The following is a 6,854-nucleotide window of genomic DNA, read 5'->3' as shown; positions in this document are numbered from 1 at the left end:
GGCTCGTGCTGAGCCGCGGCGCCGGGCGCTGCTGCATTTGTTGGCAAGCCTATTTGCCCTGGGCCAGCCCTTGGGGCCGCACCTCAAAGGTGGCGGTGCTGCTGCCGGCCAGGCCCGTGCCCGACAGGCCCTGCACCACAACTTGGTACTGCCCGGGCTCGTCGGCGGTGAAGAACTCTAGCTTCTGGCCGGTGCTGCTGGTCGTCACCTCCGGGTTCCAGTACAGCAAGTTGCGCAGGTCGAGCAGGCGGTTGCCTTTCTGCTCGGGCGTGGCGTAGTTGGGCGAGTAGAACTCCCGCTCCCACTGCAGGCCTTCGAATTCTTCCACCAGCGCGCCGGGCCCGGGGGCCACGCCGCCCAGGTCGCCCTTGTAGCTGGTGTAGCTCACTAAGCCGCTGTAAGTCAGCGGGCCGTGGACGTAAAGGTTGGTCATAACCTCCAGCCGGCGCACCTTTAGCGGGTCGATTTTCAGCACCTTGTCGATGTTGAACATGGGCACTCCGTCGAAGAGCACCAGCGGGTTTTCCGTGAACAGGCGCCGGTTGGGCCGGTCCGACACCAGGAAGCTGTGCTCCTGCTTGTGCAGGCGCACCTGCACGCCGGGCACGTACTCGCGCATCACCTCTTCCATCACCCCGAAACGGGTGTAGTCGTCGAGGTTGTAGCTTTCGTCGGCTTTGCCGTAGAACGAAGCGCTGTCGGCCAGCGGCAACGCAAAGGGACGCAGCTTGCGGCTGAAGTACGCGGCCTGGCTTTGCACTTCCACGTGGCGCTGCGTGAGGGCCGCGCGGTACTGCTCGGGCAACAGCAGCGGGGCCGCGGCGGGCCGTGCGGCGTACTGCGTCGAAAACGGGCTGATCAGCTGCATGCGGGCGGTGCTGTCCTGGCGGGCGTCGGCCTGCAGCACCAGATGTTGCGGGCCGCTCACTTCGCGCAGCTCGAAGCGTACCCGGCCGTCGGCGCGGCTGATGGCGTTGTAGAGGCGCACGCGGGTGCTCGGCAGCGAAGCAAAAGCCGCCACGCCCACCAGCGGCTGCCCGGTGGTTTTGTGTACCACGCGAGCTTCCACAAACTGTCCATTTAGCTCAGGCAGGTAGCGGTCGGGCGTGCCGGCGCCGGCCAGCAGCTTGTCCCAGCTAAAGCGCCGCCAGCCCTGGGTCAGCATGAGGTTGTCGGTGGCTTCGTCGGCCTGGCCGTCGGGCGCAGCGAGGTAATAGCCGGGGTCCTCCACCATGCCGCGCAGCTCGGAGGTAAGCCACAAGCTGCTGGCAATGTCGGCGGCCGGCGGCGCGGGCAGGTCGTCGAGGCGGTACACGGCTACCGAGAGGTTGGCCGGGGCGGGGCGGCCGGCGGCGTCGGCCGTGGTCAGCGTCAGGGCCACCTTGTCGCGGGAGCCGTAGCGGCTGTTGTCGAGCACTGGGCGCACGGCCAGCTGGGCGGCCGGGCGGCGAAAGACCAGCCGCTCCGCCACCGGCTGCTGCCGGGCGTTGAACACGGTCAGGTGCAGCACGCCCTCGGGCAGCTGGGCGCGCTCCAGCACGAACTGCGCCCGGCCGCCGCTTATCGCCGCCGATTTGGCCGCAAACACCCGTTGGCGGGCGTGGCCCAGCAGTTGCACTTCCTCGCCGGTGTTGCCCGGGGTCTGCACCGTCACGAGCAGCTGCTCGGCCCCGGCGCCTTCCACGCGCATCGCGAAGCCCTGCTCCTGCACCGCCGGGGCTTGCCGGGTCAGGGTCTGCTGGTCGGGCAGGCGCGTGACGGCCGTATACGGTCCGCCGGCCGCGGTGGGCTGCACGTCGAAGCGGCCCATGCCGTACTTCAGCGTGCTGAAGCGGGCGGCCACCTGCCCTTGCTTGTCCAGCCACACGCCTTCGGCCGCTATGCCGTGGCCGGTTTTGTCGGTCACTTTCACCGCCACTCGGTTCTTGACGCCCGCCACGAGGGTGCCGCCTTCGGGGAAGAACTGCACGTCGTAGCCCCGCACCGTGTCGGCGGCCGCCCGGGTGGCCGCCGCGAAGGTGTTGACCACCGTAATCGGCGTGTGGAAGTAGCTGTCCGGCCCGAAATTCCTCATCAGGCTGGTGTAGGCGCGCACCGTGTAAGTGCCCGTGGGCAGCGAAGCCGGTAGCTGAAACGAGCCGTGCCCGGTGGCGTTTTGCAGGCCGATTTTGCCCTGCAGCACCGGTTTTTGGCGCGCATCGAGCACCTCCACGTAGGCCACCTTGCTCAGCGCCAACGGGCGCTGCCGGGTGCCCTCCACGGCGTAGGCCTTAAACCACAGCAGGTCCCCGCCCACGTAGAGGCGCCGGTCCAGGTGCAGAAACAGCTTTTCGTAGGGGTCGTTCTGGTGGTAGGCGTCCAGGGCTTCGCGGGGAGAGGCGGGCTTGGTTTGCGCGCGGGCCGCGGGTGTGCCAAGGCCGAGCCCCAGCAGGCCGCCGAAGCCCAAGACCGTCAGCGCGGTACGGTGCCAAGCGTGGTATCCGAATTCGTGGCTCATCGGTAACGATAGTAGGTTGGTGCCGGCAGGCAGAACGGGCAGGAAGGCGGTGCTGCCCGGCCCATGCGCAAAGCAGCCCCGGCGGTGCTAAAGCTTGAAGTTGTAGGTGACCGTGGGAATAGGCTGACCGAAGATGGAGAGCTTGTAGCCCCGGATCTGCCCGTTTTCCGTCTTGAAGTAGATGGAATACGGGTTTTTGCGGCCGGTCAGGTTATACACCCCCACCGTCCAGAAGCCGTGGGCCAGCTTCTTGATTTTATGGTTGCCCTCGATGTTCAGCGCCAGGTCGGCGCGGAAGTAGTCGGGCACGCGGTAGGCGTTGCGGTCCGAGTAGAGCACGCGGTAGGCGTTGCCGACGTAGTACTTGGCCAGCGGCAGCGTGATGGGCCGCCCGGTGCTGTAGGTCACGTTCAGCGAGGTGCTGAACCGGCGGTTCACCCGGTAATTGCCGATCAGCGTCACGTCGTGCGGCTTGTCGAAGTTGCTGGGATAGAACTTCCCGCCGTTGACGCGCTCCGAGGGCGTGCCGCCGTTGACCTGCACCAGGGAGCGGGAGTAGGTGTAGCTCACCCAGCCGTTGAGCTTACCGGTGGTCTTGCGCAGCATCACTTCCACGCCGTAGGCCTTGCCCTCGGCATTCACCACGTCGGTTTCGATGTGGTGGTTGAGAATCAGCGTGGCCCCGCTCTTGTAGTCCACGAAGTCGTGCATCTTCTTGTAGTAGGTTTCCACCGACGCTTCAATGGTGTTGTTCTTGAAGTTGTGGTAAAACCCCAGCGCCACCTGGTCGCCCACCTGCGGGCGGATGTGGTAGTCGCTCAGCTTCCACACGTCGGTGGGCGACATGGAGGCCGTGTTCGAGAGCATGTGGATGTACTGGCGCGTGCGGTTGTAGCTGGCCTTCACCGACGAGGCCACCGACAGCGCGTAGCGGGCCGAGACGCGGTATTCCGGTCCGCCGTAGGTGGCAATGTCCTGCCCGGCCTTGTAGCGCACGGTGTCCGTCACGGTGCCCTCGTTGCGGGGGCCGCCGGCCGCGTAGCGGCGCACGTCGCCCGCGCCCAGCGCGTTGTAGAGCGAGTAGCGCAGTCCCACCGACACCGACAGGTGTTGGTTCACGTCGATGCGGTCGGAGAGGTAGGCGGCGCTTTCCTGGGCCTGCTCGCGGCTCAGAATATCGGGCTGCACCAAGGATTTGTCGCCCAAGGGCTTGAGGCTGCCCGGCGCGATGTTGTAGCGCAGCGTGCTCAGCCCGTATTCGATGGTGTGCTTGGGGTTGAGGAAGTAGCTGAAGTCCAGCTGGGCGTTGGTCTGGTTCAGGCTGTAGGCCAGGCGCGAGGCACTCACCGGGTTCCGCTCGCTGCTCACCTGGTACTCGTAGTGGCTCACGGCCCCGGTCAGCACCGCGTAGAGTTTGGGCCCGAACACGTGCTTCCACTTCAGGCTCGCGTTCTGGTTCAGGTACTGATACGTGGTGTCGGCGCCCAGGCGGAACTTGTCGCGGCTGAGGTAGCCGGTGGCGTATACCGCGTTTTTCTCGTTGATATCGTAGCTCAGGTGCGCGTTCAGGTCGTAGAACGAGGCCGAGCTTTCCCGGAAGCCGCGGTCGGGCAGCCGGTGCAGAATCCAGTCGGAGTACGACGAGCGCCCCCCGACGATAAACGAGGCTTTGTCCTTTAGAATGGGGCCTTCCACCGTCAAACGCGACGTCAGCGGCCCGATGCCACCCGACGCGCCGAACTTCTTTTTATTCCCGTCGCGGGTGGTGATGTCGAGCACCGAGGACAGGCGCCCGCCGAACTTGGCCGGCACGGCGCTTTTGTAGAGCTCCACGCCCTGCAGCACGTCGGGGTTGAAGGCCGAGAAGAAGCCGAACAAGTGCGAGGGGTTGTACACCGTCGCATCGTTGAGCAGAATCAGGTTTTGGTCGCTGGCGCCCCCGCGCACGTTCAGGCCGGTGCTGCCCTCCCCCACCGATTTCACGCCCGGCAGCGTCAGCACCACGCGCAGCAAGTCCGCCTCGCCGAAGGCCGTGGGCACCTGCCGGATGGTCTTGATGTCGAGCTTTTCCAGGCCCATCTGCATGCCCGACACGTTCTTGTCTTTCTCGGCTTCGATGACCACCTCGCGCAGCGGAGTGATGTCCTCTTCCACCTGAATATCGAGCTTCCCGTCGCTGTACAAGGCCACTTGCCGGCGCGTGTTCTTGATGCCGATGCTGCGCACCAGCAACGAGTGGCGGCCCACCGGCAGCGTGAGCGAAAAGTAGCCGTATTGGTCGGTGGCGGTGCCCACGCCGGCGGCCTCGGCGGCCACGGTGGCCCCGGCCACCGGCGCGCCGGTGTTCACGTCGCGCACGTAGCCGCCGATGGTGGCTTTGCCTTCGCCCTTGGCCGCGCCCGCCCGCCCCACTTCGTAGAGGCGGGTGGCCGATTGCCGGCGGGTTTTGGGTACGTTCAGGCCTTCGAGCGGGTCGTCGGCGGCTTGCTGGGCCACGCGGGCGCTGCTGTCGGCGGCGGCGAAATAGCGGTCCGGCAGCGTCAGCTCGATGGGCTTGCCGGCGGTGATGTACACCCGGTTGCCCGCGTCAATGACGTAGTACAGGCCGCCGCGGCGAAAGGCGTTTTTGAGGACTACCGGCACGGTTTGTCGCTCGGCGCGCAGGTTCACGCACACGCTGTCCACGCTGCTTGGCTCGAAGTAGAAGCGGTAGCTGGTCTGCGTTTCCAGGGCCCGAACCAGCGTTTCGAAGGGCGCGTTAACGAAGTTGCCGCTCACCTGCGTCGAATCGGGGGCGGCCTGCTGGGCCTGGGCGCTCAGGCCCAGCAGCAGCGCGGGGCCGGCCAGCAGCCAGGGCGCCACCCGCGGGCGGCTTGCAGTTGTTGCTTGGGCGGGCATCATGGGCGGGCGGCTTTTACCAGGCTGTCGTAATAAGCCACGAGCGAAGTGAGGGAAGCGGCGCGCTCGGCTTTGCTGAATTTCAAGTGGTGGCTGCGCACAAATTCCTTCAGCTCCTTTTTGCGCTCGGGCAGCGTAGCCACCACCGCGCTGGCTTTGCTCACGGGCACGTAGCCCTGGGGCGTCTGCAGGAAATAGTCGGCGCTAGTGCGAAACTCGTAGCGCAATTCGGTGCCGCTTTTGCGCTCTAGCTTCTTGCCGTGACGCGCCAGCAGGCGCACGGGCGAGGCCGCATCGTCAAACAGTACTTCATAGAAGCCGGTGTTCATGCCCGCCTGCTTGGCGCCGCGCAGCCACACAAACGAGCGGGTGCCCAGGCGAAAGTTGCCCACATGCTCGCTGATAAGCCGCACGCGCAGCGGTCCGCCCAGGTCGGCCAGCACCAGCGCGTCCTGCTCCACGTCGAAGAGCAGCGAGAGGTTGGGAAAATCGTACCCGTCGTAGTACACGCGGCCCGGCTGCGGCTCCGGCGACTCCAGAAACGGATGCCCGATGACGCGTGGCGGCAGGTTGGGCGCGTAAGCCACCCCGTTGAGGAGGAAGGACTCCTGCTTGCGAGCCTCGAGGTAGCGGGCGTGCAAGTGATTGATGGAGGAAGCTAGGGTAAGCGAATCCGCGCTGGCCTGCGCCCAGCCCGGGCACGCGGGCAGCAGCGCGAAGCTGCTCAGCAGCAAGCCACGGCCCCACGAGTAATCGTTAAGCATCAGGTAGAAAAGTAAAGAGCGGGGCTCGGTACAGAATTCCGCGATTGTAGTCGGCTAAAGCGCGGGCACGGTGGGTATGAGTCGAGAAGGCAGCGAAAGGTTGCGGGCACGGTGGTGTGAAACGGACCGCACGTGCGGCCCCATTTCCGGGCGTAAGTAGCGCGTATGACAAGTGAATTACCGGCAATGTAACCACAGTTGCCAGCATTTGCTGCTCACATGAATTGTTGGCGGATAGCACGCAACGCCCACCGGCGGCAGTACCGTCTATGATAATTTCCCCACCGGCTCCCTATTCACTTTGCGTATGCCCTACCTGCCGCATTCCTGTGCCCACTCCTCAGTCGGCTCGCCCGCACGTGGCCAGCGCCGCAGCTAGGGCGTTGCCACGGGATGAACAGATACAAAAAGCCCCGTTTGCGCGGTGCAAACGGGGCTTTCAGTGATTCCTCTGGAATCACCACATATTCACCACGCTTTATCAAAAATACCGCTAAAACAACCTTAAAAGCCACTTTTACAAATCGCCTTAACTCTGCTTTACTTCATCTTTTACAAATTTACGGTCCCACTTACGGACCCACTCAGAACTTTACCTACCTTTGACAGGGCGCCGGTAATCCAACTGGCTCATGCTATCCTACTACTTATGGCCTCCACCAAGCTGGTCATCCGCAGCGACCGGAAAACCTTTG

Annotated in this window: 3 protein-coding genes; all 3 read right to left on the bottom strand. The window is 64.8% G+C overall.

The genetic code is table 11. The features are described from left to right. Positions 1 to 49: 49 nt before the first annotated feature. The gene (locus tag LJ737_RS26715; RefSeq protein ID WP_227769842.1) at positions 50 to 2,497 is read right to left on the bottom strand and encodes a hypothetical protein; all 2,448 of its coding nucleotides are present in this window, start codon (positions 2,495 to 2,497) and stop codon (positions 50 to 52) included. Between the two features lie 87 nt (positions 2,498 to 2,584). Further along, a complete protein-coding gene (locus tag LJ737_RS26710; RefSeq protein ID WP_317206672.1) occupies positions 2,585 to 5,398 on the bottom strand; it encodes a TonB-dependent receptor in 2,814 nt (937 codons plus the stop codon). Then, positions 5,395 to 6,159, bottom strand: a complete 765-nt coding sequence (locus LJ737_RS26705) for a hypothetical protein (RefSeq protein ID WP_227769841.1) — start codon at positions 6,157 to 6,159, stop codon at positions 5,395 to 5,397. The genes LJ737_RS26710 and LJ737_RS26705 overlap by 4 nt, the downstream gene beginning before the upstream one ends. Positions 6,160 to 6,854 lie beyond the last annotated feature (695 nt).

The organism is Hymenobacter sp. 15J16-1T3B (genome assembly GCF_020711235.1).
Lineage (GTDB): Bacteria > Bacteroidota > Bacteroidia > Cytophagales > Hymenobacteraceae > Solirubrum.
The sequence above is the reverse complement of the archived record's forward strand: the minus strand, read 5'-3'. Positions and strand labels throughout refer to the sequence as shown.

Coding starts and splice junctions, on each gene's coding strand:
- LJ737_RS26705 (WP_227769841.1), bottom strand. CDS start 6,159: ATGCTTAACGATTACTCGTGGGGCCGTGGCTTGCTGCTGAGCAGCTTC.
- LJ737_RS26715 (WP_227769842.1), bottom strand. CDS start 2,497: ATGAGCCACGAATTCGGATACCACGCTTGGCACCGTACCGCGCTGACG.
- LJ737_RS26710 (WP_317206672.1), bottom strand. CDS start 5,398: ATGATGCCCGCCCAAGCAACAACTGCAAGCCGCCCGCGGGTGGCGCCC.